This is a genomic window from Agrococcus versicolor, assembly GCF_039531815.1.
GTDB classification, from domain to species: domain Bacteria; phylum Actinomycetota; class Actinomycetes; order Actinomycetales; family Microbacteriaceae; genus Agrococcus; species Agrococcus versicolor.
Window position 1 is genome coordinate 175,219 of the sequence record NZ_BAAAQT010000006.1, and the last position, 24,814, is coordinate 200,032.

General features: G+C 73.2%; 25 protein-coding genes, 1 tRNA gene and 1 riboswitch. Of the genes, 14 read left to right on the forward strand and 12 right to left on the reverse strand.

Translation table 11 applies throughout. The features are described 5' to 3' along the window. Positions 1-63 precede the first annotated feature (63 nt). Positions 64-405: a hypothetical protein gene (locus ABD249_RS09115; RefSeq protein ID WP_344342801.1), complete on the forward strand. Its 342-nt coding sequence runs from the start codon at positions 64-66 to the stop codon at positions 403-405. On the opposite strand, the gene ABD249_RS09120 is transcribed toward ABD249_RS09115, so the two are convergent. Beyond that, the gene (locus tag ABD249_RS09120; protein WP_344342802.1) at positions 402-827 is read right to left on the reverse strand and encodes a DivIVA domain-containing protein; all 426 of its coding nucleotides are present in this window, start codon (positions 825-827) and stop codon (positions 402-404) included. The two genes, ABD249_RS09115 and ABD249_RS09120, sit on opposite strands and share 4 nt — an antisense overlap. A 46-nt stretch (positions 828-873) precedes the next feature. Between ABD249_RS09120 and ABD249_RS09125 the strand changes: the two genes are divergently transcribed. The 3 genes from ABD249_RS09125 (at position 874) to ABD249_RS09135 (ending at position 4,371) form a co-directional block, all read left to right on the forward strand. Continuing rightward, positions 874-2,109, forward strand: a complete 1,236-nt coding sequence (locus tag ABD249_RS09125; RefSeq protein ID WP_344342804.1) for an MFS transporter — start codon at positions 874-876, stop codon at positions 2,107-2,109. 4 nt (positions 2,110-2,113) lie between these two features. Further along, positions 2,114-2,195, forward strand: a riboswitch (ZMP/ZTP riboswitch). Positions 2,196-2,215: 20 nt separating this feature from the next. Continuing rightward, positions 2,216-3,493, forward strand: coding sequence for a serine hydroxymethyltransferase (gene glyA / locus ABD249_RS09130; RefSeq protein ID WP_344342805.1), 1,278 nt, complete (start codon positions 2,216-2,218; stop codon positions 3,491-3,493). Further along, on the forward strand, positions 3,490-4,371 hold the full coding sequence (locus ABD249_RS09135; protein ID WP_344342806.1) for a bifunctional methylenetetrahydrofolate dehydrogenase/methenyltetrahydrofolate cyclohydrolase: 882 nt from the start codon (positions 3,490-3,492) through the stop codon (positions 4,369-4,371). Before glyA ends, ABD249_RS09135 begins: the two co-directional genes overlap by 4 nt. Positions 4,372-4,374: 3 nt before the next feature. Here the strand turns inward: ABD249_RS09135 and ABD249_RS09140 are convergent, their stop codons facing one another. Continuing rightward, the gene (locus tag ABD249_RS09140) at positions 4,375-4,902 is read right to left on the reverse strand and encodes a gamma carbonic anhydrase family protein (protein WP_344342808.1); all 528 of its coding nucleotides are present in this window, start codon (positions 4,900-4,902) and stop codon (positions 4,375-4,377) included. 10 nt (positions 4,903-4,912) lie between these two features. Further along, a complete protein-coding gene (locus ABD249_RS09145) occupies positions 4,913-5,746 on the reverse strand; it encodes a hypothetical protein (RefSeq protein ID WP_344342809.1) in 834 nt (277 codons plus the stop codon). 34 nt (positions 5,747-5,780) lie between these two features. Between ABD249_RS09145 and ABD249_RS09150 the strand changes: the two genes are divergently transcribed. The 4 genes from ABD249_RS09150 to ABD249_RS09165 all read left to right on the forward strand — a co-directional run bounded on the left by ABD249_RS09150 (position 5,781) and on the right by ABD249_RS09165 (position 9,738). Continuing rightward, positions 5,781-6,722 carry an aldose 1-epimerase family protein gene (locus ABD249_RS09150; RefSeq protein ID WP_344342811.1) on the forward strand — a complete coding sequence of 314 codons (942 nt, stop codon included), beginning with the start codon at positions 5,781-5,783 and terminating at the stop codon, positions 6,720-6,722. A gap of 123 nt (positions 6,723-6,845) precedes the next feature. Continuing rightward, positions 6,846-7,319 carry an FMN-binding protein gene (locus ABD249_RS09155; RefSeq protein ID WP_344342812.1) on the forward strand — a complete coding sequence of 158 codons (474 nt, stop codon included), beginning with the start codon at positions 6,846-6,848 and terminating at the stop codon, positions 7,317-7,319. 2 nt (positions 7,320-7,321) lie between these two features. Next, positions 7,322-8,206 carry an FAD:protein FMN transferase gene (locus ABD249_RS09160; protein WP_344342813.1) on the forward strand — a complete coding sequence of 295 codons (885 nt, stop codon included), beginning with the start codon at positions 7,322-7,324 and terminating at the stop codon, positions 8,204-8,206. Then, positions 8,203-9,738: an FAD-dependent oxidoreductase gene (locus tag ABD249_RS09165; protein ID WP_344342815.1), complete on the forward strand. Its 1,536-nt coding sequence runs from the start codon at positions 8,203-8,205 to the stop codon at positions 9,736-9,738. Before ABD249_RS09160 ends, ABD249_RS09165 begins: the two co-directional genes overlap by 4 nt. Here the strand turns inward: ABD249_RS09165 and ABD249_RS09170 are convergent. The 4 genes from ABD249_RS09170 to ABD249_RS09185 form a co-directional block, all read right to left on the reverse strand. Beyond that, positions 9,732-10,649 (reverse strand): hypothetical protein, encoded by a 918-nt coding sequence (locus ABD249_RS09170; protein WP_344342816.1) that lies wholly within the window; start codon positions 10,647-10,649, stop codon positions 9,732-9,734. The genes ABD249_RS09165 and ABD249_RS09170 overlap by 7 nt on opposite strands. Then, complete coding sequence (locus tag ABD249_RS09175) at positions 10,646-11,722, reverse strand: hypothetical protein (RefSeq protein ID WP_344342817.1); 1,077 nt, start codon at positions 11,720-11,722, stop codon at positions 10,646-10,648. Before ABD249_RS09175 ends, ABD249_RS09170 begins: the two co-directional genes overlap by 4 nt. A gap of 89 nt (positions 11,723-11,811) precedes the next feature. Then, a tRNA-Lys gene (locus ABD249_RS09180) sits at positions 11,812-11,884 on the reverse strand. A 78-nt stretch (positions 11,885-11,962) separates the two neighbouring features. After that, positions 11,963-13,681 carry an alpha/beta fold hydrolase gene (locus ABD249_RS09185; RefSeq protein WP_344342819.1) on the reverse strand — a complete coding sequence of 573 codons (1,719 nt, stop codon included), beginning with the start codon at positions 13,679-13,681 and terminating at the stop codon, positions 11,963-11,965. A 160-nt stretch (positions 13,682-13,841) separates the two neighbouring features. Here ABD249_RS09185 and ABD249_RS09190 point away from each other — a divergent pair, with 160 nt between their 5' ends. From ABD249_RS09190 to pstB, 5 genes are all read left to right on the forward strand, one after another. Then, a complete protein-coding gene (locus ABD249_RS09190; protein ID WP_344342820.1) occupies positions 13,842-14,468 on the forward strand; it encodes a DNA-directed RNA polymerase subunit beta in 627 nt (208 codons plus the stop codon). A 451-nt stretch (positions 14,469-14,919) separates the two neighbouring features. After that, on the forward strand, positions 14,920-16,020 hold the full coding sequence (locus ABD249_RS09195; RefSeq protein WP_344342822.1) for a phosphate ABC transporter substrate-binding protein PstS: 1,101 nt from the start codon (positions 14,920-14,922) through the stop codon (positions 16,018-16,020). A gap of 99 nt (positions 16,021-16,119) precedes the next feature. Continuing rightward, complete coding sequence (pstC, locus tag ABD249_RS09200; RefSeq protein WP_344342823.1) at positions 16,120-17,106, forward strand: phosphate ABC transporter permease subunit PstC; 987 nt, start codon at positions 16,120-16,122, stop codon at positions 17,104-17,106. Continuing rightward, positions 17,106-18,188: a phosphate ABC transporter permease PstA gene (gene pstA / locus ABD249_RS09205; protein ID WP_344342825.1), complete on the forward strand. Its 1,083-nt coding sequence runs from the start codon at positions 17,106-17,108 to the stop codon at positions 18,186-18,188. Before pstC ends, pstA begins: the two co-directional genes overlap by 1 nt. 38 nt (positions 18,189-18,226) lie before the next feature. Then, positions 18,227-19,006, forward strand: coding sequence for a phosphate ABC transporter ATP-binding protein PstB (pstB, locus tag ABD249_RS09210; RefSeq protein ID WP_344342826.1), 780 nt, complete (start codon positions 18,227-18,229; stop codon positions 19,004-19,006). A gap of 40 nt (positions 19,007-19,046) precedes the next feature. Here the strand turns inward: pstB and ABD249_RS09215 are convergent, their stop codons facing one another. The 5 genes from ABD249_RS09215 to ABD249_RS09235 all read right to left on the reverse strand — a co-directional run bounded on the left by ABD249_RS09215 (position 19,047) and on the right by ABD249_RS09235 (position 24,412). Further along, entirely contained in the window at positions 19,047-19,646 is a 600-nt protein-coding gene (locus ABD249_RS09215; protein WP_344342827.1) for a hypothetical protein, read from the reverse strand. A 94-nt stretch (positions 19,647-19,740) separates the two neighbouring features. Further along, positions 19,741-20,664, reverse strand: coding sequence for an NUDIX hydrolase (locus ABD249_RS09220; RefSeq protein ID WP_344342829.1), 924 nt, complete (start codon positions 20,662-20,664; stop codon positions 19,741-19,743). Then, positions 20,661-22,841 (reverse strand): RNA degradosome polyphosphate kinase, encoded by a 2,181-nt coding sequence (locus ABD249_RS09225; RefSeq protein ID WP_344343914.1) that lies wholly within the window; start codon positions 22,839-22,841, stop codon positions 20,661-20,663. The genes ABD249_RS09220 and ABD249_RS09225 overlap by 4 nt, the downstream gene beginning before the upstream one ends. Before the next feature lie 103 nt (positions 22,842-22,944). Continuing rightward, positions 22,945-23,772, reverse strand: a complete 828-nt coding sequence (gene mshD, locus ABD249_RS09230; RefSeq protein ID WP_344342830.1) for a mycothiol synthase — start codon at positions 23,770-23,772, stop codon at positions 22,945-22,947. Further along, on the reverse strand, positions 23,765-24,412 hold the full coding sequence (locus ABD249_RS09235) for a winged helix-turn-helix domain-containing protein (RefSeq protein ID WP_344342832.1): 648 nt from the start codon (positions 24,410-24,412) through the stop codon (positions 23,765-23,767). Before ABD249_RS09235 ends, mshD begins: the two co-directional genes overlap by 8 nt. 59 nt (positions 24,413-24,471) lie before the next feature. Here ABD249_RS09235 and ABD249_RS09240 point away from each other — a divergent pair, with 59 nt between their 5' ends. Beyond that, complete coding sequence (locus ABD249_RS09240; protein ID WP_344342833.1) at positions 24,472-24,729, forward strand: hypothetical protein; 258 nt, start codon at positions 24,472-24,474, stop codon at positions 24,727-24,729. Positions 24,730-24,814 lie beyond the last annotated feature (85 nt).

The window sequence follows — 24,814 nt, forward strand, 5'->3', positions numbered from 1 at the left end:
ACGCCGCGACGCGAGGAAGGGCACCTGGATGCGCCATGCGGCGTCGAGCGGGAGGATCGAGCCGTGCGCTCCCGTCCCCTCCGCCCCCTGCTCGCCCTCGTCGTCCTCGCTGGAGCGGCATCCCTCGTCGGCTGCGTCGGCGGCGCTGCGACGTCGTCGACGGCGTCGTGCGCGAACGCGACGTGCACGGTGACGCTGCAGGGCGCGGGCGCCGACACGGAGTTCGGCGCCGACGACGCGGAGATCGAGCTCGAGTCGGCGTCGGAGGACGGCGGGGTGGCGACGTTCTCGATCGAGGACGAGTCGGCGAGCTGCCAGGTGGGGCAGTCGGTGCCGGTCGCGGGCTTCGACGTCACATGCACCGAGATCGGCGACGACCGCCTCGTCGCGCAGGTCGTCGGCTAGGCGCGCCCGCCGCCCTCGAGCTCGGCGAGGTCCGCGATGAGGCGATCGAGGACCTCGTCCACCTCGGCGGCGTCGTAGCCGTCCCGCATCCTCGTCGTCGTGAACGTGTGCGATGCGACTTCGGACGACGTGATGGGGAGGGCGTCGGGGACGGTCGTCGGCATCGACTCCATCGTCTTGACGATCCACTTCGTCGTCCGCCGAGCGAACCAGCCCTGCGATCGATCCTCGGCTGCCGCGCGCATGGCGTCGATCGCCTCCTGGGGGTCCTGACCTCGCTCGCCGCGATGGACCCGCAGCTGCGCCACGCATCGATCGAGGAAGTTGTCGACCTCGTCCTGGTCGTAGCCGAGTCGGAACCTCGTCACGGAGAAGGTGTGGTTGACGTAGTCGTCCGTCGACCAAGGCTGCAGGGGATCCATGCTGCGACGGTAGCCCCGAGCACGGCGAGTAGGCTGGGCGGTCGCCATGACGACGCAGCGTGCCACCTCCTCCACCTTCCCCCTGGTGGCGCTCCTGACGCTCGCCTTCGCGATCTTCGTGAACATCTCCGTCGAGATGCTGCCGATGGGTCTGCTGCTGCCGATGAGCCGCGACCTCGGCGTCGGGGAGGGGTCGATCGGCCTGCTCGTGACGGTGTTCGCCGGCACGGTCGTGCTCACGTCCACCGTGCTCGTGCGGCTCACGCATCGCGTGCCGAGGCACGTGCTCGTCGTGACGGTGCTCGTCGTCTTCGGCATCACGTGCATCCTCACGGCGCTCGCCCCCGAGTACTGGATGGTCGTCGCCCTGCGCGTCGTCGGCGGGCTCGCGCACGGCGTCTTCTGGACGGTCGTGGGCGCGTACGCCGCCTACCTCGTGCCGAAGGAGGAGCTCGGTCGCGCCGTCGGCATCACGAGCGCGGGCGGCTCGCTCGCGTTCGTGCTCGGCCTGCCCCTGTCGACGCTGCTGGGCCAGGCGCTCGGCTGGCGCTGGTCGTTCGCGGTGTTCGGCGTCGCGTGCCTCGCCGGCGCGCTGCTCGTGCGGCGGATGCTGCCCGCGGTGCAGCACCTGCCCGACCTCGCGACGACGGCGACGGGATCGGTCGCGCTGCCGCAGCGCGAGCCGGGCCGCTCGGGCGTCGGCGTCGCGGCCGCCGTCGTCGCCACGGCCGTCGTGATGCTCGGCCAGTACGCCTTCTACACGTACATCACTCCCTACCTCGTCGACCAGGTGGGGTTGCCCGAGGTGTGGCTGAGCCCGGCGCTGCTGTCGTACGGCCTCATGGGCGCGCTCGCGGTCGCGGTCGTGTCCGTCTGGCTCGGGCGCCGCCCGTTCGCGGGCGCCGTCGGCTGCATGCTCGTGATGGTCGTCGTGTGCATCGTGCTCGCCGCGACCGACACGCTCTCCGTCGCGTTCGCGGCCGTGCTGCTCTGGGGTCTCGCCATGGGCGCGCTGCCGTCGCTGCTGCAGACGCGCATGCTGCAGGCGTCGCCCACGCGCATGCTGCAGACCTCGACCGCCTGGTACACGACGGGCTTCAACGTCGGCATCGGCGGCGGCGCCCTCCTCGGCGCCCTCGTCTACGAGGGCATCGGCATCCAGGCGCTGCCGGCCGTGCTGCTCGCAGCCCTCGTCGTCGGCCTCGTGGTCGTGCTCGCCGACGGCGCGCGCATCGCTCGCGGACGCCGCGGACAGGTGGGCGCGGAGGACGCGAGCCGGTAGCATCGGCCTAGGCCGCGACTGGCGCTTGGGTGGGGGACCACCGGGGAGCGGCCGACCCCGTTCGGTCGCGCGCCTGGGCCATCATCGACTCCAAGGAGATGCAGACGTGTCCGACCGACTTCCCTCGACCTTCAACGACTCCCTCGCCACCGTCGACCCCGAGATCGCGCAGGTGCTCGCCGACGAGCTCGACCGTCAGCAGACGTTCCTCGAGATGATCGCGAGCGAGAACTTCGTCCCCGTCGCCGTGCTCGAGGCGCAGGGCTCCGTGCTCACGAACAAGTACGCCGAGGGCTACCCCGGCCGTCGCTACTACGGCGGCTGCGAGTTCGTCGACGTCGCCGAGTCGCTCGCGATCGAGCGTGCGAAGTCGCTCTTCGGCGCCGCGTTCGCCAACGTCCAGCCGCACTCGGGCGCCTCCGCCAACGCCGCGGTGCTGCACGCCATCGCCCGCCCCGGCGACACGATCCTCGGCCTCTCGCTCGACCACGGCGGCCACCTCACGCACGGCATGAAGATCAACTTCTCCGGCCGTCTCTACGACATCGTCGCCTACGGCGTCGACCCCGAGTCGAGCCGCATCGACATGGACGAGGTGCGCCGGCTCGCCGTCGAGCACCAGCCGAAGGTCATCATCGCGGGCTGGTCGGCGTACCCGCGCCAGCTCGACTTCGCCGCCTTCCGTGCGATCGCCGACGAGGTCGGCGCGCTGCTGTGGGTCGACATGGCGCACTTCGCCGGACTCGTCGCCGCCGGCATCCACCCGAGCCCCGTGCCCCACGCGCACGTCGTCTCCTCGACGGTGCACAAGACGATCGGCGGCCCGCGCTCGGGCTTCATCCTCACCAACGAGGCCGACATCGCGAAGAAGATCAACTCCGCGGTGTTCCCGGGCCAGCAGGGCGGCCCGCTCATGCACGTCATCGCGGCGAAGGCGACGGCGTTCAAGCTCGCGGCCGAGCCCGAGTTCGTCGAGCGCCAGGAGCGCACGGTGCGCGGCGCGCAGATCCTCGCCGAGCGCCTCATGCAGCAGGACGTCGCGGATGCCGGCATCACGCTTCGCTCGGGCGGCACCGACGTGCACCTCGTGCTCGTCGACCTGCGCGACGCGGCGATCGACGGCAAGCAGGCCGAGGACCTCCTGCACGAGATCCGCATCACCGTGAACCGGAACTCGGTGCCGAACGACCCGCGGCCGCCGATGGTGACGTCGGGCCTGCGCATCGGCACGCCCGCGCTCGCGACGCGCGGCTTCGCCGACGAGGAGTTCCGCGAGGTGGCCGACGTCATCGCGCTCGCGCTCCTGCCGGGCGCCGACCTCCCGGCCCTGCGCGACCGGGTCGACGCCCTCGCGGGCGCGTTCCCCCTCTACCCGAGCCTGTGACCGCAGCGGTCCTCGACGGCGTCGCCACCGCGGCCGCCGTCAAGGACGAGCTGCGCGTGCGCGTCGACGCCCTGCGGGGCGTCGGCGCGACGCCGGGGCTCGCGACGCTGCTCGTGGGCGACGACCCCGCCTCGCGCTCCTACGTCGCAGGCAAGCATCGCGACTGCGACGAGGTCGGCATCCGCTCGGTGCGGGTCGAGCTGCCCGCGACCGCGACCGACGCCGACGTGCGCGCCGCGATCCGCGACCTCGACGACGCGCGTGAGGTCACCGGCATCATCGTGCAGCTGCCGCTGCCCGCCGGGCTCGACGAGCTCGCGATGCTCGAGGCCGTCGACCCCGTGAAGGACGCCGACGGCCTCCACCCCGTCAACCTCGGCAGGCTCGTCCTCGGCGTGCAGGGCGTCGTCGACGCGCCGCTGCCGTGCACGCCCAGCGCGTGCCTCGAGCTGCTCGTGCGCCACGGCGTGCCCATCGCGGGCGCCGAGGTGTGCGTCATCGGCCGCGGCCTCACCGTCGGCAGGTCGATCGGGTTGCTGCTCACGCGTCGCGGGATCGATGCGACCGTCACGCTGACGCACTCGCGCACCCGCGACCTGGCAGACCACGTCCGTCGGGCCGACGTCGTCGTCGCCGCCGTCGGCAGCCCGCACCTCGTGCAGCCGGCGTGGGTGCGGCCGGGTGCGGCGGTGCTCGACGTCGGCATCACGCGCGAGCGCATCCTCGCCGACGGCCGCGCCCGCCTGCTGGGCGACGTGCATCCCGGCGTCGCGGACGTGGCGGGCTGGCTCTCGCCGGTGCCGGGCGGCGTCGGCCCCATGACGCGCGTCATGCTGCTCGACAACGTCGTGCGCGCCGCCGAGCGCGCGATCGCCTGAGCGTCAGAGCGCGCGGTACGCGGCGGTGCGCTCGACGTAGACGGCGGCGTTGCGGTGGATGCTCGCGAGCTCGTCGTCCGTGACCTCGCGACGCACCTTCGCGGGCACGCCGGCGACGAGCGAGCGCGGCGGCACGATCTGCCCCTGCGTCACGAGAGCGCCCGCGGCGACGAGCGAGCCCGCGCCGATGACGGCGCCGTTCATGATCGTAGCGTGCATGCCGACGAGCACGTCGTCCTCGATCGTGCAGCCGTGCACGACGGCGTTGTGGCCGATCGACACGCGCGCGCCGATCGTGAGCGGCGACCCAGCGTCGACGTGCAGCGAGCAGGAGTCCTGCACGTTCGAGTCGTCGCCGACGACGATCGACTCCTCCTCGGCGCGCAGGCTCGCACCCGGGTAGACGCCGACGCGCTCGCCCAGGCGCACGTCGCCGGCCACGACGGCGTTCGGCAGCACGTACGCGCTGTCGGGGATGCTCGGCGCGAGGCCGGGCAGGGCGAGGATCGTGGCGCGCGCGTGGACCGTCATGGCCCTCAGGCTAGCGAGCGGTGCGCTCCCGGCCGCCGCGGAGCACGAGCACGCCCGCGACGACGACGAGGACGACGCGCGCGATGAGCACCGCGAGCGACGCGGGGACCGGCGGGGAGTCGGTGAGCGCCGAGAGGATGGGCGCGCCCAGCAGCGAGGCGGCGAGCGCCCACAGCAGGAGCGAGGGCAGGAGTCGCGAGGATGCGTGGGCGAGGGCGAGCGCAGCGGCGATCGCGAGGATCGCGATCGGCATCGAGCGCACGATCGTGGTCACGAGGTCGACGCTCGCGCCGAACCGCAGGCCCTGCACCACGGCGGCCGTGACGTAGAAGAGCGCGACGGCACCGGCGGCGATCGGCAGCGCGAGTCGCCCGCCGAGCCCCCGGGCGCCGAACGTGCCGAGCGCGGCGGCGACGACCGCGAGCAGCACGGGCAGCAGCTGCACCGCATCCCAGCCCGCGACGATGCCGAGCGAGAGGAGCACGGTGATGACGATGGCGTCGACGAGCGCGGCTGCGCCGGCGACGAGCATGAGGACCGGCGCCCGCGTCGCCGTCGCGAAGAGGGAGGCGAGCACGACGCCCGACGTGCTCCACAGCGCGATGGTCGCGATCAGCTGCGACGGGGTGGGCAGGCCGATGCTCAGCGTCCCGGCCGCGCCCTGCGCGCCGATGAGCAGGAAGGCCGCGACGAGGACGGCACCCGGCGCCACGACCGCTCGCGAACGCGGCACGGACGTCGCGGCGCGCGGGGGCGGCGGCGTCGTGCCCGGGGCGGCGTGCTGCCATCCGCTCGCGGGTCGGAAGGTCGGCGCGGGCTCGTAGGCAGGCGTCGGCTGGGTCACACCTCGACTCTACCCAGACGCATAGGCTCGATGCGTGCGACCTCCCACCGGCCAGCAGCTCACGATCGCCACGACCGTCGACGGCGTGCGATTGCGAGCCACCGTGACCGAGCTCGCCGCGGGACTGCGCGAGCTCGTCCTCGGCGACGTCGACCTGGTCGAGCCGTTCCGCGAGGACGCGCGACCCGCGAAGGGGCAGGGCATCGTCCTCGCGCCGTGGGGCGGTCGCGTCCGTGACGGGCGGTGGACGCTCGACGGCGAGACGCAGCAGCTCGCGATCACCGAGCCCGCGCTCGGCAACGCGAGCCACGGCCTCCTGCGCTACTCGCCGTATCGCGTGCTCGAGCACGACGATGCGAGCGTCCTGCTGCAGGCGACGATCCATCCGCAGCCGGGCTTCCCCTTCCTGCTCGACACGTTCGTGCGCTACGTCGTCGACGAGTCCGGGCTCACCGTGACGCACGAGGCCGTGAACGCGGGGCCGACGAGGGCGCCGTGGGCGTGCGGCGCGCACCCGTACCTCGCCGTCGGCGCGACGCCCGCCGACGCGCTCACGCTCACGGTCCCCGCGGCCTCCGCGATCGTCGCGGACGAGCGGCTGCTGCCCGTGCGCACGGTCGCGGTCGACGCGGCCGATGCGCCCGCGGGCGCCGACCTGCGCGCGGGCCGCCGGCTCTCGGAGCTCGACCTCGACACGGCGCTCGTCGGCGTCGAGCACGTCGACGGCATCGCGACCTCGACGCTGCTCGACGACGCCGGTCGCGGCGTGCGGCTGTGGCAGGACGAGGCGTTCGCCTTCGCCGTGGTGTTCACGCCGCGCGACTTCCCGTCGGTCGACGGCGTGCGCCAGGCCGTCGCGGTCGAGCCGATGTCGGCGCCGCCGGACGCGCTGAACTCGGGGGAGGGCCTCGTGTGGCTCGAGCCCGGCGAGACGTGGACGGGCCGCTGGGGCGTCGCGCCCGTCGACCTCGTGTGACGTGAGGAGGCCGCGGCCAGGGCCTGGATGCGGCATCATGGGAGACCCCTAGGCGCCTGATGGTGGGCGCGTCGCACCCCACGGCTACCGTGCACGACGATCCCTCTCGACAAGGAGCCCTCCATGACCCCTCGCCGCCGCGCAGCGTTCGCCGCCGCATCCACCTCGCTCGTCGCCTTCGCCCTCGTGGGCTGCTCGGCCGCCGCAGACGAGGCCGAGACGCCGACGACCGACGACGCGGGCACCGAGTCGTCGGCGCCCGAGACGGACGCCGGCTCGGGATCCGCGGGCTCGGGCGCGTACGCCGACGGCGAGTACACCGCCGACGGCTCGTACACCTCGCCCGGTGGCGAGGAGACGATCACCGTCACGCTGACGCTCGCGGGCGGCGTCATCGAGGACGTCTCGGTCGAGAACCCCGAGACGACGAACCCCAACTCGCTGCGCTACCAGGGCGAGTTCATCGACGGCATCGCGGCGGAGGTCGTCGGCGTGCCGCTCGACGACGTCTCGGTCGACCGCGTCGGCGGCTCGAGCCTCACGAGCGGCGGGTTCGAGGACGCCCTCGAGACCATCCGCGACGAGGCAGCCGCCTAGGCATGCCCGCCAGGCTGCGGCTCGACGCGATCGGGACGCGCTGGTCGATCGACACCCCCGAGCCGCTCGGCGAGGAGGTCGTCGTCGCGATCCGCGACCGGATCGACGCGTACGACCGCGCGTGGTCGCGCTTCCGCGACGATGCCGCCATCGCACCGCTCGCCCGCGCGGCGGGGAGCGTGCGGATGCCGCCCGAGTCGGCCGAGCTCGCGCGGCTCTACCGCACGCTCCACGACCTCACCCAGGGGGCGGTGACGCCGCTCGTGGGCGCGAGCCTCGAGCGGCTCGGCTACGGCCGCGACGGCGTCGCGAGCACGAGCCTCGAGCCCGAGCGGCCGCCCGCGTGGGACGACGTCCTGCGCTGGGAGGGCGCGACGATCGAGACGTCGGCCCCGGTCGTCCTCGACGTCGGCGCCGCGGGCAAGGGCCAGCTCGTCGACCTCGTGGGCGACGTGCTCGACGCCCACGGCGTCCACGACCGCGTCGTCGACGCCTCGGGCGACCTCCGGCACGCGGGCGCCGGCGATGCCGGGCGACCCACGCGCGTCGCGCTCGAGGACCCTCGCGCGCTCGGCCACGCGATCGGCGTCGTCGAGGTGTCGGGCGAGGCGTTGTGCGCCTCGGCCGGCAACCGTCGTCGATGGGCGGGGATGCACCACATCCTCGACGGTCGCACGGGCGCCCCCACGACCGAGGTCATCGGCACGTGGGTCGTCGCGGAGCGCGCCATGGTCGCCGACGCCATCGCGACGGCGCTGTCGTTCGCGCCCGTCGGCCTCCTCGCGCGGCACTTCTCGTTCGAGCACGCGAGGATGTACGCGGGCGGCCAGGTCGAGGCGACAGGTCGATTCGCAGCAGGGCTGCACGTCAGGAAGGTGGCGGCGTGAGCGCCAGAGGACCCATCGCACGGCTCGACGCCGTGCCCATGCACGCGCTCGTCGGCACGATCCTCGTCGCGCACGTCGTGCTCGCCGCGGTGCTGTCGTTCGCGGGCGTGCTCTCCTACGACGGCGTCGGCATCCTCGTGTCGGCCGTCGTCGGCGTCGCGGTGTCGATCGCTGCGAGCCTGCTGTTCGGCCGCATCGCGCGCCGCCCGGCCCACCTGCCGAGCGCCGCGATCACGGGGCTCATCGTCTCGCTCGTCGCGCTGCCGCCGAGCATGGACCAGCCGACGGGCATCGTCGACCTCTCGGTCGTCGCCGCCGTGTGCGCCCTCGCGTCCGCCGCGAAGGTGCTCGTCGTCTGGCGCGGGCGGCTCGTCGTGAACCCGGCGGCTGCGGGTCTCGTCATCGCCGGCATCGTGCTGCCGCTGCTGTCGCCCGGCGTCGCCGTCGAGGCGTGGTGGGTCGCGGCGCTGCCGCTGCTGCCGCTCACGATCGTCGGCGGGGCGCTCGTGCTGCTGCGCACGCGGATCGTGGCGCCGGCGCTCGCGCTCGTCGCCGTCGGCGTCGTGCTGCAGACGATCGCGTACGCGTCGTTCTCGGGCGACGTGGTCGCCGCCGCCGTGCAGGCCATCGCGCAGAGCCCGGTGCTGTTCCTCGCGGCCTTCATGTTCTCCGAGCCCGTCACGCTGCCGCCGCGTCGGCCGCAGCGCATCGCGGTCGGGGCGCTCGTGGGCGCCCTCGTCGCCCTGCCGATCCTCGCGTCGGCCGTCGGCATCCCGCTCGGGTTCGGCTCGTTCTACTTCCTGCAGGCCGCAGCCCTCGTCGTCGGCAACGTCGTCGCGTTCCTGCTCGGCTCGCGCCACGGCACGATCCTCCGGCTCACGGGGCTCGAGCGCGACGGCGACGTCGTCGACCTCCGCTTCTCCGCCGAGCCCGAGCTCGCGCACCGCCCGGGCCAGTGGGTCGAGCTGAGCCTGCCGCACCGTGCAGACCTGCGCGGCGAGCGTCGCGTCTTCTCGGTCGCCTCCCCGCCCGGCTCGCCCGAGGTGCGCCTGGGCGTCCGGGCCGCCGAGCCGATCTCGTCGTTCAAGCGCCACCTGCTCGACATGGAGCCGGGCGACACCGTCGCCGTCACGCGGCAGGGCGGCGACTTCACGCCGAAGCCCGGTCAGGCGCGGCTGTTCGTCGCCGCCGGCATCGGCGTCACGCCGTTCCTGTCCCACCTGGGTGCGAGCGACGACGACACCGTGCTCGTGCTGCTGCTGCGCGAGGGCGACCCCGTGCCGTTCGCGAGCGCCCTGGCGAAGGCCGCTGCGCGCATCGTCATCGTCTCGCCCACGGCACCCGACCTCGCGAGCGGCTGGGAGCACGTCTCGGGCCGCATCGACGGGGCGCGGCTGCGCGAGCTCGTGCCCGACCTCGCCGAGCGCCAGGTGCTCGTGTCGGGCTCGTCCGAGCAGGTCGGGCGGCTGCGCAGGATCGCGAAGGCCGCGGGCGCTCGTCGCGTCCTCGTCGACGCGTTCGCCGGCTACTGAGGCGGGCGCACCTGTGTGCCCGGCGCGGGCGGCGGCAGGTGCTGGCCGTCGGTCGCCGCGGGTGCGGTCGCCCATGCGGGCGGAGAGCCCGCGGCAGCCGCCGATGCGCCGCTCGCGTCGGCTCGCCTGCTCCTCGCGAGCGCCGACGCCGACCAGGCGACGAGCGCGCCGCCGACGAGCGTGAGCGCGACGTCGACGAGCGACAGGAGCGACATCGCGTCGATGCCGAACGCGAACCGCAGGCCGACCAGCGTGAGCTCGAGGACCGCGCCGAGCGCGACGAGCCCGCCGGCGATCCAGCGGGTGGCGGATGAGCGCACCGCTGCGACGGCCATGCCTGCGACGATGAGCAGCAGCGGCAGCAGCCCGCCGAGCAGGGGCACCGCGAGGCTGGGGTCGCCGACGCCGACGAGCAGCCCGACCGTGCTGACGAGCGCGACGAGGTGGCGGATGACGAGCGTCGCCACGGCGACGACCAGGGCGGCGATGCGCAGCGGCAGAGCCAGGCGCGCGCTGCGGGTCGCGAGGAGCGCGAGCACCGCGGCGATGCCGGCTCCGAGCGCGTACAGGAGCGTGGCGACGGCGGTGCCCGTGAGGTCGGCCCTCGCGCCGAGGACCGCGTGCACGATGAGCACGGCGGCGAGCCCGACGATCTCGATGCCGGCTGCGACGACCGCGAGCACGGCGAGGAGTCGCGTCCTCGACACGGCGGCGGCGAGCGCGAGGAGCGCGGTCGGCAGCGCGTACGCGAGGAGCATCTGCCAGGCGACGTTGCTCGTCGTGTACGCGAGGTCGAACGGTCCCGTGAGGATGGCGATCGTGCTCACGAGCCATGGCCCGAGGACGATGAGCCCGAGACCGAGCTCGAGCAGGCCGGGCCGCGGTCGCTGCGCGGTGGCCGCCGTGGTCATCTCGCGGCCTGGCCGGGGCCGTCGTGCCGCTCGCCGCCGAGACGGGGGCCGGGCGCCTCGGTGGGCACCTCCTGGTCGCTCTGGTCGATGGCCGCGTCCACGTCCGCGGGCACGCCGGGGGCGTGCTCGGTGCGCGGCGCCGTCGTGGCGGTCGCCGTCGGCGGAGCGGCCGGCGGCGCCGCATCGTGACCGTGCGCGACGGGCGGTGCGACGAGGTGCTGCTGCGCGGGCTGCGCGGGCGGCTGCACGACCGGCGGGGCCACGCCCTGCGCGCGACCGAGCCACCGCGTCGACAGGGCGATGAGCGCGGCACCGAGCAGCACGAGCAGCGCGCGCACGATGGCGATCGCGATGGTCGCGGCCGCCCCCCACGGCAGCAGCACGGTCTCGACCACGACGATCCAGACGGCCGCGAGCGCGGCGAGGCCGGCGGCGATCCACCGCGCGGTCGCCGAGCGGATGCCGGCGACCCCTGCGGCGACGAGCAGCAGCACGACGAGGGTGGTGTCGGGGAGCAGCACCGCGGCGGCGCCGGTGGCGCCGACGGCGACGTAGGGCATGGCGACGACGATCGCGCCCGCGACCCCGACGAGCACGAGCGCCGCGACCCAGCCGGAGCCCTCGCGGCGATCGCCCGCGCGGGCTGCCGCGGTCGCGACGAGCGCGATGACGACCGCGACGAGCGCGAGTCCCATCGCGAGCGCGTCGCCGAGGCGTGCGAGCACGTCGAGGCCGGACGCTCCGGTGGTGCCGAGCGCGATCGCCGTGACGACGAGGGCGAGGCCGTGGATCGCGAGCACGGGGATGGCGAGCACGAGCAGCCAGACGACGCGCGTCGCGATCGCCCCGACCGCGAGCAGCAGGGAGGCCGGCACCGACGCCGCGACGACGACCTCTGCGACGTCGTCGAGCCCGAGCGGCGACGTGGCCCCGGCGGTGACGACCCCGAGGCCCGCGAGCGTCTGCGCCACGATCAGCCACGTCGCGGCGGCGAGGGCGACGATGGCGAGGCCCAGCACGCCGGTGCGCTGCCGTGCGGGTCGTGTCCAGGTGGAGGCCGGGAACGCGGTCATCGTGAGGCTCCTCGCGTCGAGCGTGTCGGTCGCCCCACGCTACGCGCCGGCGCTGGGTGCGCCCTGCGACGCGATCGCCGCGGATCCCGTGGGCCCCGTGGGGCTCGAACCCACGACCAGCGGATTAAAAGTCCGATGCTCTACCGACTGAGCTAGAGGCCCTCGCCTCGATCCTGCCATCCGACGTCGCCGCACGTGCACGCGGGAGGCATGCACGTGCGGCGACGGATGGGCGTCGGGTCAGAGCCCGGGCGCGAACCCCTGCGACGGGGCGTGCAGCGACGCGACGTCGTCGAGCAGCGAGGCCGGCGCCGCCTGGAAGGGGGCGACGTCCTGGCCGCACGTCGCGCCGTCCGTCGCGACGAGGTCGGTCAGGTACGTCGCGATCGCCGCGTTGGCGCAGGCGCTGACGCCGAGCGTCGTGTGGCCGTAGCCCTCGACGGTGAGCACGCGCGCATCGTCGAAGCGGTCGGCGTACGGCTGCGTCTGGTCGAACGGCGTCGCCGGGTCGTGGCGGGTGCCGATGACGAGCACGGGCGCCTGCGTCGTCTGGTCCCACGGGCCGAGGTACGCGTCCTCGTCGGAGAATGGCACGAACTCGCACTGGATGCCGACCCAGGAGCGCATGCGCCCGAAGTGCGGCGCCTCGGCGTCGGCGGCGTCGGCCTGCGCGGGGTACTCCCACGGCTGCAGCGGGTGCTGCCCGTCGACGCACATCGATGCGAGGGCGCTGCCGATGCCCGAGTAGTCCTCGATGAGTCCGAGGCGTCGCAGCAGGTCGCCGACGTCGCCGAGCGAGACGCCGCGCTGCTGCGTCGTCATCGCCTGCTGCGGCTGCGTGAGCGCGTGCAGCTGGGCGAAGGTGTCCGCGAGCGGGCCGAAGCCGGCGGGGGAGTAGAGCGAGGTGAAGGCGACCGCGACGGCCGTGCCGTAGTCGATCGTCAGGGGCGCGCCGTCGGGGCCGGGCACCTCGACGGGCTGCTGCTGCAGACGTGCGAGCACGTCCTCGACCACCTGGCGCGGATCGCCGATGCCCGCGAGGGAGCAGGACTGCGGTCCGACCTGCGCGCACAGCGCGAGGAACTCGTCGAAGACCTCGCTCGCCGCGACGCCCTGGCCGACGCGGACGCCGACCGACGCGTCGACCGCTGCATCGGTGCCCGACCAGCGCGACGGCTCGAGCGTGCCGTCGATCGCGAGGGCGCGGATGCGGTCGGGGAAGAGCATGCCGTACGTGGCGCCGAGGATCGACCCGTACGAGTAGCCGAGGTAGCTCAGCCGCTCGTCGCCGACGGCCTGTCGCAGCAGGTCCATGTCGCGGGCGACGTTCGCGGTGGAGGCGCTCGCGATGCGATTGCCCGACAGCGTCTCGCACGCGAGCGAGGTCGTGCCGAAGAGCGCGATCGACTCCGCCTCCTCCTCGGGCGTGACCGGCACCGCGGGGCTGCCTGCGACGAAGGCCTGCTCGGAGGCGGCGTCGGGGAAGCACGTGACGGGGTCCGAGAGGCCGACGCCGCGCGGGTCGAACCCGATGACGTCGAAGCGGGCGTGGACCTGCGGGTCGAGGAAGGCGCCGAGCTGCTGCAGCGTCGAGACGCCGGGCCCGCCCGGTCCGCCGAAGTTGAGGAAGAGGCTGCCGATGCGCTGCGACGGATCGGTCGCGGGCAGGCGGGTGAGCGCGATCGTCGTCGTCGCGCCGGTGGGCTCGTCGTAGTCCGACGGCACCTCAGCCAACGCGCACTCGAACGCCTCGACGCCAGCGCCGTCGCAGGCGCCCCAGGCGAGGTCGGGCACGGGTGCCTCGACCTGCGCGGCCGTCGCCGCGGGAGCGGCGGGAGGTGCCGGGTCGGCAGCGGGCGCTGCGCTCGCGATGGCCGGCGAGGCGACGACGAGCAACGCCGCCGCACCGATCGCCGCCATCGTCCGGACGGGTGGTCTCGGGTTCCTGGTGCTTCGCATGCATCCCTTCCTATCGAGCGGCAGCGGCGGGTCGGATCCCCCGAACGACGGATCCGGGGGACGCCGCGAGACGGAGGCGCGACGCGCGCGCCGCCAGCCAGGCGGAATGCGCTCGGTACCCTGGACGCTGCATCCCTCGACCGCGACGGACAGGAGCGACATGGCCAGCCACCCCCGACCGGCGCGCTACGCGTCGCGATGGTTCGAGCAGTTCGTCGGCGACATGGACCCCGTCGCGCGTGTGCAGCTCGCGCACGAGACGGCCGCCGCGCTGCTCTCGCGCGTGCGCTCCGATGCCGACGCCGAGGTCGTCGAGCGCCTCGTCGCCCTCGCCGAGACCGACGGCATCGACTCGGTCGCCGAGCTCTGGGCCGACGCGAGGCCGCACTCGCTGCCGGGCGCGCTCTGGCGCATCCACCTCCTGCGCACGATGGTCGCGCAGCAGCCCGTCGACGTCGCGGCGCAGTACACGACGGGCGTCGAGCGCCTCCAGACCCCCGACGCCGTCGTGGCGGGGGCCGCGTCGCCCACGGGACCGGAGGAGATCGCGGCGCTCGCCGACGAGATCCTGCGCGGCGCGTTCGCAGGCGACCTCGCGCTCGCGCTCGACCGGGCCGCCGCCTTCAGCCGCATCGCCTCCGCGGGCGCCCTCGCGGACGCCGACGCGCGCGACGCCTTCGACGAGGCCTCGGCCTCGCGCCTCACCGCGCGTGCCGCGCGGCTCACGACGCTCGCGGTCGACCTCGCGGCATCGGCGGCCCTGCAGCGCCGCGACGCCCTGCACTGACCGACCGCCCCGGGAGGATCGCAACCCTCCCGCGCGAGGATTCGCGACACGCGAACAGGCTCGAGACCGGTGCCGGGCGTTCGCTATGGTGGTGGTCGCCGGGCCGCGAACCCCGGGCTCCAATCTTCGCCGCTTCGAGCGGCCTACCGCCGAGAGGCGTTCCGCGGCCCGGCTTCATCGTCTCCGCGGCCGGGCCGCGTCGAGACGATCCGCCCGCTCGCGCTGCGATCGGCCCCGCTGCGTCGCCCGCGCGTGCGGCGCGGCATCCTCGCGCGAGCACCTGGGGAGCCGCCGGGTGCGCTCGAGACGTTCCGCGCTCGTTCACCTCGCGTTCACCGGCGCACGCCATGCACGCCATGCCGCATCCCTAGCGTGATCCAGGCGCATCCACTGCGCCCATCGCATGCGGAAGTCTCTCCGCACCCCCACACATTCCGAAAGGGATCACAGCGTGAAGATCACGAAGCTCGGCCGCGCGGCGCTCATCGCAGGCGTCGGCAGCATCCTCCTCGCCTCCTGCGCCTCGAACGAGGGCGGCAGCAGCACGGAGGAGCCCGCTGAGGGCGCCGTCTCGGGCACCATCGAGGCCACCGGCGCATCGTCGCAGACCGCCGCGCAGGAGGCGTGGGTCGCCGCGTTCCTCGACGCCAACCCCGACTCCGACGTCATCTACGAGCCCACCGGCTCCGGCGTCGGCCGCGACAACTTCATCGCCGGCGCGTCCAACTTCGTCGGCTCCGACCGTGCGTTCGACGAGGACGAGCTCGCAGCCGGTGGCTTCGGCGCCTGCGTCTCGGACGACATCATCGAGGTCCCCGTCTACATCTCGCCCGTCGCGGTGATCTTCAACCTCGATGGCGTCGACGAGCTCAACCTCGACGCCGCGACGATCGCAGGCCTCTTCGCGGGCACGATCACGAACTGGAACGACCCGGCGATCGCCGACCAGAACCCCGACGCCGAGCTGCCCGACCTCGCGGTCTCGCCCGTCCACCGCTCCGACGCGTCCGGCACGCAGGAGACCTTCACGGCCTACCTCGAGGCCGTCGCGCCCGACGTGTGGACGTACGAGGCCTCCGACGAGTGGCCGATCCAGGGCGGCGAGGCTGCCCAGGGCACCTCGGGCGTCGTGGACCGCGTCTCGAACGGCCAGGGCACCGTCGGCTTCGCCGACGCGTCGCAGGCCGGCGACCTCGGCACCGTCGCGGTGCAGGTCGGCGAGGACTACGTGCCGTTCTCGCCCGAGGCCGCCGCGCAGCTCGTCGCCGGCGCACCGCAGGAGGAGGGCCGCGGCGACGCCGACCTCGTCTTCGACGTCGACCCGGCCGCAGCAGCGGACGGCGCGTACCCGATCGCGCTCGTGTCGTACCTCATCGGCTGCACCGAGTACGAGGACCCGGAGGTCGCCGCGACCGTCCAGGCATACTTCTCGTACGTCGTGAGCGCCGAGGGCCAGGACGCCGCCGCCGAGAACGCCGGCTCCGCGCCGATCTCGGACGAGCTGCGCACGCAGATCGAGGACGCCATCGCCCTGATCCAGGTCGAGGGCTGATCCACGGATCACCCAGGGGCTGATGGCCGGGATGCGCGACATCCCGGCCATCGGCCCCGCTCCACTGCAACCGCATCCGACACGAAGGGCCGACGCGGCATGACGACCAGCACCACGGCGCAGCAGCAGCAGGACGATCCTGCGCAGCCGCCGAAGGCGACGCAGCAGGCGACGCCTGCCGTGCGCCGTCTCGGCGACACGATCTTCTCGGGCACCGCGCTGGGCGCGGGCGTCGTCATCCTGCTCGTGCTCGCGGCGGTGGCGATCTTCCTCGTCGCGCAGAGCCTCCCCGGCATCTCCAACGAGGACAACTCGATCCTCCGCGATCGCACCTTCCTCGAGTACGTCGTGCCCCTCGCGTTCGGCACGGTGTGGGCATCGCTCATCGCCCTCGTCATCGCGGCGCCCATCGCCATCGGCATCGCGCTGTTCATCTCGCACTACGCGCCGCGTCGATTCGCCGCGGTGCTCGGCTACGTCATCGACCTGCTCGCGGCCGTGCCGTCGGTCGTCTTCGGCCTCTGGGGCGCCGTGACGCTCGCCGGCTTCGTGCAGCCGTTCTACGCCTGGCTCAACGCGAACCTCGGCTGGTTCCCGCTCTTCAGCGGCCAGGCGTCCGCGACGGGCAACACGATCCTCACGGCCTCGCTCGTGCTCTCGGTCATGATCCTGCCGATCATGACGGCCATCTGCCGCGAGGTCTTCCTGCAGGCGCCCCGGCTCCACGAGGAGGCGGCGCTCGCGCTCGGCGCGACGCGCTGGGAGATGATCCGCATGGCGGTGCTGCCGTTCGCACGCGGCGGCATGGTGTCGGCCGCGATGCTCGCGCTCGGGCGTGCGCTCGGCGAGACGATGGCCGTGACGATGGTGCTCTCGGCATCCGGCGTCATCAGCCTCGAGCTCCTCACCTCCACGAACCCGACGCCCATCCCCGCCAACATCGCGCTCGCCTTCCCCGAGGCGCACGGCAACGGCGTGAACACGCTCATCGCCACGGGCCTCGTGCTCTTCGTCGTCACGTTCCTCGTGAACGCCATCGCCCGCGCGATCGTCAACCGTCGCGCCGAGTTCTCCGGAGCCAACTGATGACCGCCGTCGTCGCCCGAGGCCAGGCGAGCTCGCTCGCCGCCGGCCGTCTGCCCAGGTGGAGCACCTGGGTCACGCTCCTCGCCGCCATGGTCGTCTCGGCCGTGGTCTTCGCGCTCATCAACATGGGCTCGGACGCCTCCGACTTCAACGTCGCGGGCATGCTCGTCGTCGGCGCGCTGCTCTACATCGTGACGATCTACGTGCTGTCGCGCCTCAGCGAGAGCCCGCGCCACGCGATCGACCGCTTCGTGACGGCGCTCGTGACGAGCGCGTTCATCATCGCGATCATCCCGCTCGTGTCGCTGCTCTACACGGTCGTGTCCTCCGGCATCGAGCGCCTCGACGCCGAGTACTTCTCGTCGTCGATGCGCGGCGTCGTCGGCGCGGGCGGCGGCGCGATCCACGCGATCTGGGGCACGATCCTCATCACGCTGGCCGCGACGATCATCTCGGTGCCCATCGGCCTCATGACGTCGATCTACCTCGTCGAGTACGGCGGGCGCGGACGCATCGCCAAGGCGATCACGTTCTTCGTCGACGTCATGACGGGCATCCCGTCGATCGTCGCGGGCCTGTTCATCTTCGCGATGTTCTCGATCTTCCTCGGCCCCGGCGCCTCGATCGGCATCATGGGCGCCCTGAGCCTCGCGGTGCTCATGATCCCCGTGGTCGTGCGCTCGAGCGAGGAGCTGCTGCGCATCGTGCCCAACGAGCTGCGCGAGGCGGCCTACGCGCTCGGCGTGCCCAAGTGGCGCACGATCGTGAAGGTCGTGCTGCCCACGACGATCGCGGGCATCATGACGGGCATCATGCTGTCGATCTCGCGCGTCATCGGCGAGACGGCGCCCCTGCTGCTCACGGCCGGCTTCACGACGAGCCTCAACATGAACCTGTTCGACGGTCGCATGATGACGCTGCCGGTCTTCGTCTACAACCAGTACCAGAACCAGGGGACGAACCCCGACGAGGCCGTGGCCAGGGCATGGGCGGGCGCGCTGACGCTCATCCTCATCGTCATGGCGCTCAACCTCGCCGCGCGACTCATCGCGCGGTTCTTCGCCCCCAAGCTCCGCGGCTGAGCCGCAGCACCCAAGCTTCGAACCAGGAGAGCACTTCCGTGTCCAAGCGCATCGAGGTCTCGGACCTCAACGTCTACTACGGCGACTTCCTCGCGGTCGAGGGCGTCTCGCTCGAGATCGCACCCCGCTCCGTGACGGCCTTCATCGGCCCGTCCGGATGCGGCAAGTCGACGTTCCTCCGCACGCTCAACCGCATGCACGAGGTCATCGCCGGCGCCCGCGTCGAGGGCAGCGTGCTGCTCGACGGCGAGGACCTCTACGCCCAGGGCGTCGACCCCGTGCTCGTGCGTCGCCAGATCGGCATGGTCTTCCAGCGACCGAACCCGTTCCCGACGATGTCGATCCGCGAGAACGTCCTCGCAGGCGTGCTGCTCAACAACGCCCGCATGTCGAAGAGCGACCAGGACGGGCTCGTCGAGCGCAGCCTGCGCGGCGCGAACCTCTGGAACGAGGTGAAGGACCGCCTCAACCTGCCCGGCTCGGGGCTCTCGGGCGGTCAGCAGCAGCGTCTGTGCATCGCGCGCGCGATCGCCGTCTCGCCGGACGTCGTCCTGATGGACGAGCCGTGCTCGGCCCTCGACCCGATCTCGACGCTCGCGATCGAGGACCTCATCGAGGAGCTCAAGCAGGAGTACACGATCGTGATCGTGACCCACAACATGCAGCAGGCCGCGCGCGTGAGCGACCGCACCGCGTTCTTCAACATCGCGGGCACGGGGAAGCCCGGCAGGCTCATCGAGTACGACGACACGACGCAGATCTTCTCGAACCCGTCGGTGCAGGCGACCGAGGACTACGTCTCCGGCCGCTTCGGGTAGCGAGCACGGGTAGCGCGGGTCGAGCCCGTCGCGCCGGGCGTCAGCGCTCGAGCACGACGGGCTCGCCGCCGCTCGGCACGACGGCGATCGTCGACAGGTCGACGTCGGCCGGCACGACGAAGATCGGGCAGACGCGCTCGTACGGCACGCCGAGGTCGTTGCCCGATGCCTCGTAGACGTCGAGCGCACCGTCGGCCGGCTCGTAGGCGAAGCCCGTGAGGTCGTCGTAGCGAGGGCCCTCGGGCGTCGCCCAGACCTCGAGGCGCACGTCGTCGGACATCCATGCGCCGGGATCGCCCTCGAGCTGGGTCGCCCGCACGCACACCCAGCCGACGACCGAGCCGCCCGGTGGCTCCTCGGCGGTCGCCGAGCCGTCGAACATCCCGAGGTCCCCGAGGTCGACGGGGCCGGCCTCCAGCACCTCGAGCGTCCACGCCGACCGGGGGGTCGTGACCGTCAGGACGCCGTCGTCGGCGACCTCCACCGAGGGCTCGACGCCGATCGGCAGCCGCTCGGCGTCGGCGGCGGCGTGGTCGAGGGGGCCGGGATCCGCGCGCAGGGCGGGGGCGGAGGCGCAGCCGAGCAGCAGCATCGCCGAGGCGGCGAGCGCGCCCGCCATCCCTGCACGTCGCAGCGTCATCCCACCTCCAGCCGTCGCCGGAACGCTACCGATCGAACCTTCGCGGCACCCGTGCGCGCGGTGGACGCCGCCGTGAGGCAGGGCGTCCGTGCGCTCAGATCGGCGCGCCGTGCGTCTCGACCGCGAGCACCCGGACGTCGGGCCCGCCGACGTGCAGCACCGTGAAGTCGGCGGTGTGCAGCATCGAGCCGCGGTGCAGTGCCGGGCTGTCGGGGGAGTCCGTGGCTGCCGCGACGGCATCGACGATCGCCGGGATGACCGGCAGATGGCTGCACAGCACCGTCGAGCGGCGGTGGTGCACGGCCTTCGCGACGTGCCGCAGCAGGCGGTCGCCGCGATCGAGGTACGTGTCCTGCGCGAGCGCGCGCGACGTGCGCGGCGCGACGCCGAGCAGGCGCGCGAGCGGTGCGACCGTCTCGCGGCAGCGGACGGCGGTGGAGACGAGGATGCGCTCGACGCCGAACGCGGCGATCGACGGCGCGACCTCCCGCGCCTGGCGCTCGCCGCGCGCCGTGAGCGTGCGCGACGCGTCGTCGCCCTCCCACGCGTAGGGGTCGGCGGCCTTCGCGTGCCGCATCGCGACGATCGCGAACGTGTCGGCCTCGCCCGCCGCGATGCGCTCGGCGAGCCTGCGCACGAGGACGGCGTCGTGGTCGTACGTGCAGCGGCTCGCCGCGTCCTCGAGCGGCACCCAGTGCAGCGCGAGGATCTCGTCGTTCGCCTCGAAGACGTGGTCCGGGTCGCCGTCGCGCAGCTCGGACTGCCAGTAGTAGACGACCTTGTCCTGGCCGGTCGGCAGCAGGTACTCGCTCGTGCCGAGCGGCGCCTGCAGCGTCACGCGGTAGCCGGTCTCCTCCTCGAGCTCGCGCACGGCGCACTGCGGCAGCGACTCGCCCGGGTCGAGCTTGCCCTTCGGCAGCGAGACGTCGCGGTGCTTCGTGCGCTCGACGAGCAGGACCTCGAGCCCCGCGTCCCCGCGGCGCCACAGCCCGACCCCGGCGGCGAGCTGGGGGGTCACCGGCGCCGCCTGCGCTGGATCTCGACCATCCGCTCGCGCTGCAGGTCGAGCAGCGGCTTGCCGTCGTCGTCGAACGCGTGACGGGTCCACGAGCCGTCGGGCTCGGCCCACCACGACGCGGTCGTGTCGGCCATCGCCCGGTCGAACTGGGCCGAGATGTCGGCCATGTGCTCGGTCGAGGTGAGGCGGATGAGGGTCTCGACGCGACGGTCGAGGTTGCGGTGCATCATGTCGGCCGAGCCGATCCACACCTCCTCGTCGCCGTCGTTGAGGAAGCAGAACACGCGCGAGTGCTCGAGGTACCGGCCGAGGATCGAACGCACGGTGATGCGCTCGGAGAGGCCGGGCACGCCCGCCTTGAGCGACGAGATGCCGCGCACCCAGACCTCGACGTCGACGCCGGCACGGCTCGCGCGGTAGAGCGCGTCGATGATCTGCTCGTCGACCATCGAGTTGACCTTGATGCGGATGCGGGCGGGGCGCCCGGCCTGCGCGTTGCGCGTCTCGCGACGGATGCGCTTCATGAGGCCCTTGCGCAGGTGCAGCGGCGCGACGAGCAGGCGCTTGAACTTGCGCTCGATCGCGAAGCCCGAGAGCTGGTTGAACAGGCGCGTGATCTCGAGGCCGACCTGGTCGTTGTCGGTGAAGAGGCCGTAGTCCTCGTAGATGCGGCTGGTCTTCGGGTTGTAGTTGCCCGTGCCGACGTGGCAGTAGTGCCGCAGCCTCCCGCGCTCGCGGCGCACGACGACGAGCAGCTTGCAGTGCGTCTTGAGGCCGACGAGGCCGTAGACGACGTGGACGCCGGCGCGCTCGAGCGTGCGGGCCCAGCGGATGTTGTTCGTCTCGTCGAAGCGCGCCTTGACCTCGACGAGCGCGAGCACCTGCTTGCCGGCGGCCGCGGCGCGGATGAGCGCCGCGACGATGGGGGAGTCGCCGCTCGTGCGGTACAGCGTCTGCTTGATCGCGAGCACGTCGGGGTCGTCGGCCGCCTGCTCGAGCAGCGCCTGCACGCTCGTCGCGAAGGACTCGTACGGGTGGTGCACCAGCACGTCCTTGTGCGTGATTGCGTCGAAGATCGACTCCTGGTCGTCGGCGTCGCTCGGGCGCAGCGGCGCGGCCGTCACGGGCACGCGCTTCGTGTAGCGCAGCTCGGGGCGCTCGAGGCCCGAGATCTGGAAGAGGCCCGTGAGGTCGAGGAGGCCGGGCAGGCGGTAGACCTCCTGGTCGGAGATGCCGAGCTCGCGCATGAGCAGGTCGATCGAGTCGGGGTCGATCTCCTCCGACACCTCGAGGCGGATGGGCGGGCCGAACTTGCGGCGCGACAGCTCCTGCTCGAGGGCCTGGATGAGGTTCTCGGTCTCGTCCTCGTCGATCGTGACGTCCTCGTTGCGCGTGACGCGGAAGACGTCGCAGTCGACGACGCGCATGCCGGGGAAGAGCTCGTCGAGGTTGTTGGCGATGAGCTCCTCGAGCGGCACGAAGCGCGACGTCGTGCCCTCGACCGCGACGAGGCGCGAGAGCACGGGCGGCACCTTGAGGCGCGCGAACTCCTCGGTCTCGGTGAGCGGGTTGAAGATGCGGATGCCGAGGTTGAGCGAGAGGCCCGAGATGTAGGGGAAGGGGTGCGCCGGGTCGACCGCGAGCGGCATGAGGACGGGGAAGACGTCCTCGTGGAAGCGACGGCGCAGCACCTGCTGCTCGCCCTCGTCGAGGTCGTCCCACCGCACGATGTCGATGCCGACGCCCGAGAGGGCGGGCCGCACCGAGCGACGCCAGCACTCGGCGTGCCGCACCTGCAGGGCGTGGGCGCGATGGACGATCTGGTCGAGGACGTCGACGGGCGAGACGCCGACGTTCGTCGGCACCGCGAGGCCCGTGACGATGCGGCGCTTGAGGCCCGCGACGCGCACCATGAAGAACTCGTCGAGGTTCGACGCGAAGATCGCGAGGAAGTTCGCGCGCTCGAGCAGCGGCACCGTCTCGTCCTCGGCGAGCTCGAGCACCCGCTGGTTGAAGTCGAGCCACGACAGCTCGCGGTCGAGGAAGCGGTCTGCGGGCAGGCCGTCCTCGGTCTCGCCGCCGTGGGTCTCGAGGTCGTACTCCTCGTCGTCGAAGTCGTCGAGGTCCGCCGCCGTCGCCTGCACGAAGCTCGATCCCTCGGCGAGCTCGGGCGCCATCGTCACGGTCGGGATCGACGACGTGGGGGTGGGCTCGGCCTGCTCGTCCATGCACACATCCTGGCACCGGGAGGTGAACGGTCGGTGCTCCTCGCGCCGCGCGTCAGCCGCGTCGCCAGCGCACGTCGCGTGCGTGGTCGACGAATCCGCGCGACCGGTACAGGCCGAGCGCGGGCTCGTTGTCGCCCTCGACGTAGAGGTGGGCCGTGTCGTGGCCGAGCGCGTGCATCCGCGCGAAGGTCGCCTGCATGAGGATGCCGCCGAGGCCGGTGCCCTGCGCGTGCGGGGCGACCCCGAGGGCGTACAGCTCGGCGACGTCGCCCTCGGGCTTGATCCAGGCGTACCCGTCGAGGCCGTCGGCGCCGGGGGCGACGAGCAGGTTCGCGTCGTCGTGCCAGGCCTCCGCGCGACGGTCGGCGAGGTCGCGGGCCGTGAGCCTGCCCTGCTCGGGATGCGTCGCGAAGGCCGCTGCGTTGACGGCGACCCACGCGTCGGCGTCGGCGGCGACGAAGGGCCGCAGGCGAGCGTCGACGACGGCGTCGGCGGGCACGGGCGCCCGCAGCTGCAGGAGCGTGCGGATGCGCTGCATGCCGAGCCGCTCGGCGAGCGCGCGCGAGGCGGGCAGGTCGCCGTGCGCCCACGCCTCGAACGCGGGATGCTCGGCGGCGATGCGCTCGCCCAGCCGCGTGCCGAGGCCCGCGCCGCGCCGCTCGGGGGCGACGGCGAGCTCGACCTCCGCGGCGGCGCCGCCCGCGGCCTCGCCCGTCGCGACGACGGCCATCGCGTCGCCGGAGCCGTCGAGGTCGACGATGGTGCGCTCGCCGCGCCGCGCCTCGAGCAGGGCCTGGTCGTTGACGGGGCTCGCGCCGTCGGCGGCGGCGCACCGCTCGACGAGGTCGACGAGGGCTGCGAGCAGGGCGGCGTCAGTCATGCGCCACCTCGAACCGGTAGCCGACGTTGCGCACGGTGCCGATGGCCGACTCGAGGTCGCCGAGCTTCGCGCGCAGCCGTCGCACGTGCACGTCGACCGTGCGCGTGCCGCCGAAGTAGTCGTAGCCCCACACCTCGCTGAGCAGCTGCTCGCGCGTGAAGACGCGCACGGGGTGCGAGGCGAGGAAGCGCAGCAGCTCGAACTCCTTGTAGGTGAGGTCGAGCGGCTTGCCGTTGATCGAGGCCTGGTAGTTCGCCTCGTCGATGCGCAGGCCCGCGGCGACGATCGGCTGGTCGCGCGGCGCCGAGCGTGCGAGCGAGAGGCGGATGCGGGCGTCGACCTCGGCGGGACCGGCCGCGTCGAGCACGACGTCGGCGATGCCCCAGTCGAGCTGCACCGCGGCGAGGCCGCCCTCGCCGAGCACGAGCAGCACGGGCGTCTTGAGCGTCTGCTCGACGATGCGGCACAGCGTCTTCGCCGTCGCGAGCTCGACGACGCCGTCGATGACGACGAGCTCAGCCTCGCCGGCCTGCGGCAACGACCCCGTCTCGGCGGGGAGCCGCACCACCCGGTGGTCGAGCAGGTCGAGGCTGGGGAGCACGTCGCCGCTCCGGCGGGTGAGCATCAGCACATGAGCCACGAGACGACCTCCCGCGCACAGTCTAGGGTTGCGTGAGAGCGGCCACGGACGGGGGATCGATGCGCTGGCACAGCATCTGGCCCATCTGGGCGCTCGCCGTCGTCGGTGCCGTCGTCGTCGCGATCGCCGTGCCGACCGACCGCATCGTCTGGCTGCCGATCGTCCTCGGCGCCTGCACGATCGCCGCGTTCGGCGCCCAGCTGGGCCTCCCGACCGAGAAGGGCCTCGTCGATCGGCTCTTCGCCTCCGTCGGCGGGGCGATCGTCGTCCTCGCGGCGGCGACCGTCGTCTTCACGGCGCTCGCGCTCGTCGGCTGACGCGCCGCAGCCCGCGTCGCGCGCGCGGCGCGTAGACTGAGCCCATGGACATCCCCGTCGTCGCGCTCGAGATCTTCTTCCTCGG

Bases quoted from the DNA above. Each gene is read 5' to 3' on its own strand.
- ABD249_RS09120 (WP_344342802.1), bottom strand. From the start codon at position 827: ATGGATCCCCTGCAGCCTTGGTCGACGGACGACTACGTCAACCACACC.
- ABD249_RS09125 (WP_344342804.1), top strand. From the start codon at position 874: ATGACGACGCAGCGTGCCACCTCCTCCACCTTCCCCCTGGTGGCGCTC.
- ABD249_RS09140 (WP_344342808.1), bottom strand. From the start codon at position 4,902: ATGACGGTCCACGCGCGCGCCACGATCCTCGCCCTGCCCGGCCTCGCG.
- ABD249_RS09155 (WP_344342812.1), top strand. From the start codon at position 6,846: ATGACCCCTCGCCGCCGCGCAGCGTTCGCCGCCGCATCCACCTCGCTC.
- ABD249_RS09160 (WP_344342813.1), top strand. From the start codon at position 7,322: ATGCCCGCCAGGCTGCGGCTCGACGCGATCGGGACGCGCTGGTCGATC.
- ABD249_RS09170 (WP_344342816.1), bottom strand. From the start codon at position 10,649: ATGACCACGGCGGCCACCGCGCAGCGACCGCGGCCCGGCCTGCTCGAG.
- ABD249_RS09175 (WP_344342817.1), bottom strand. From the start codon at position 11,722: ATGACCGCGTTCCCGGCCTCCACCTGGACACGACCCGCACGGCAGCGC.
- ABD249_RS09185 (WP_344342819.1), bottom strand. From the start codon at position 13,681: ATGCGAAGCACCAGGAACCCGAGACCACCCGTCCGGACGATGGCGGCG.
- ABD249_RS09190 (WP_344342820.1), top strand. From the start codon at position 13,842: ATGGCCAGCCACCCCCGACCGGCGCGCTACGCGTCGCGATGGTTCGAG.
- pstC (WP_344342823.1), top strand. From the start codon at position 16,120: ATGACGACCAGCACCACGGCGCAGCAGCAGCAGGACGATCCTGCGCAG.
- pstA (WP_344342825.1), top strand. From the start codon at position 17,106: ATGACCGCCGTCGTCGCCCGAGGCCAGGCGAGCTCGCTCGCCGCCGGC.
- ABD249_RS09215 (WP_344342827.1), bottom strand. From the start codon at position 19,646: ATGACGCTGCGACGTGCAGGGATGGCGGGCGCGCTCGCCGCCTCGGCG.
- ABD249_RS09225 (WP_344343914.1), bottom strand. From the start codon at position 22,841: ATGGCGCCCGAGCTCGCCGAGGGATCGAGCTTCGTGCAGGCGACGGCG.
- mshD (WP_344342830.1), bottom strand. From the start codon at position 23,772: ATGACTGACGCCGCCCTGCTCGCAGCCCTCGTCGACCTCGTCGAGCGG.
- ABD249_RS09240 (WP_344342833.1), top strand. From the start codon at position 24,472: ATGCGCTGGCACAGCATCTGGCCCATCTGGGCGCTCGCCGTCGTCGGT.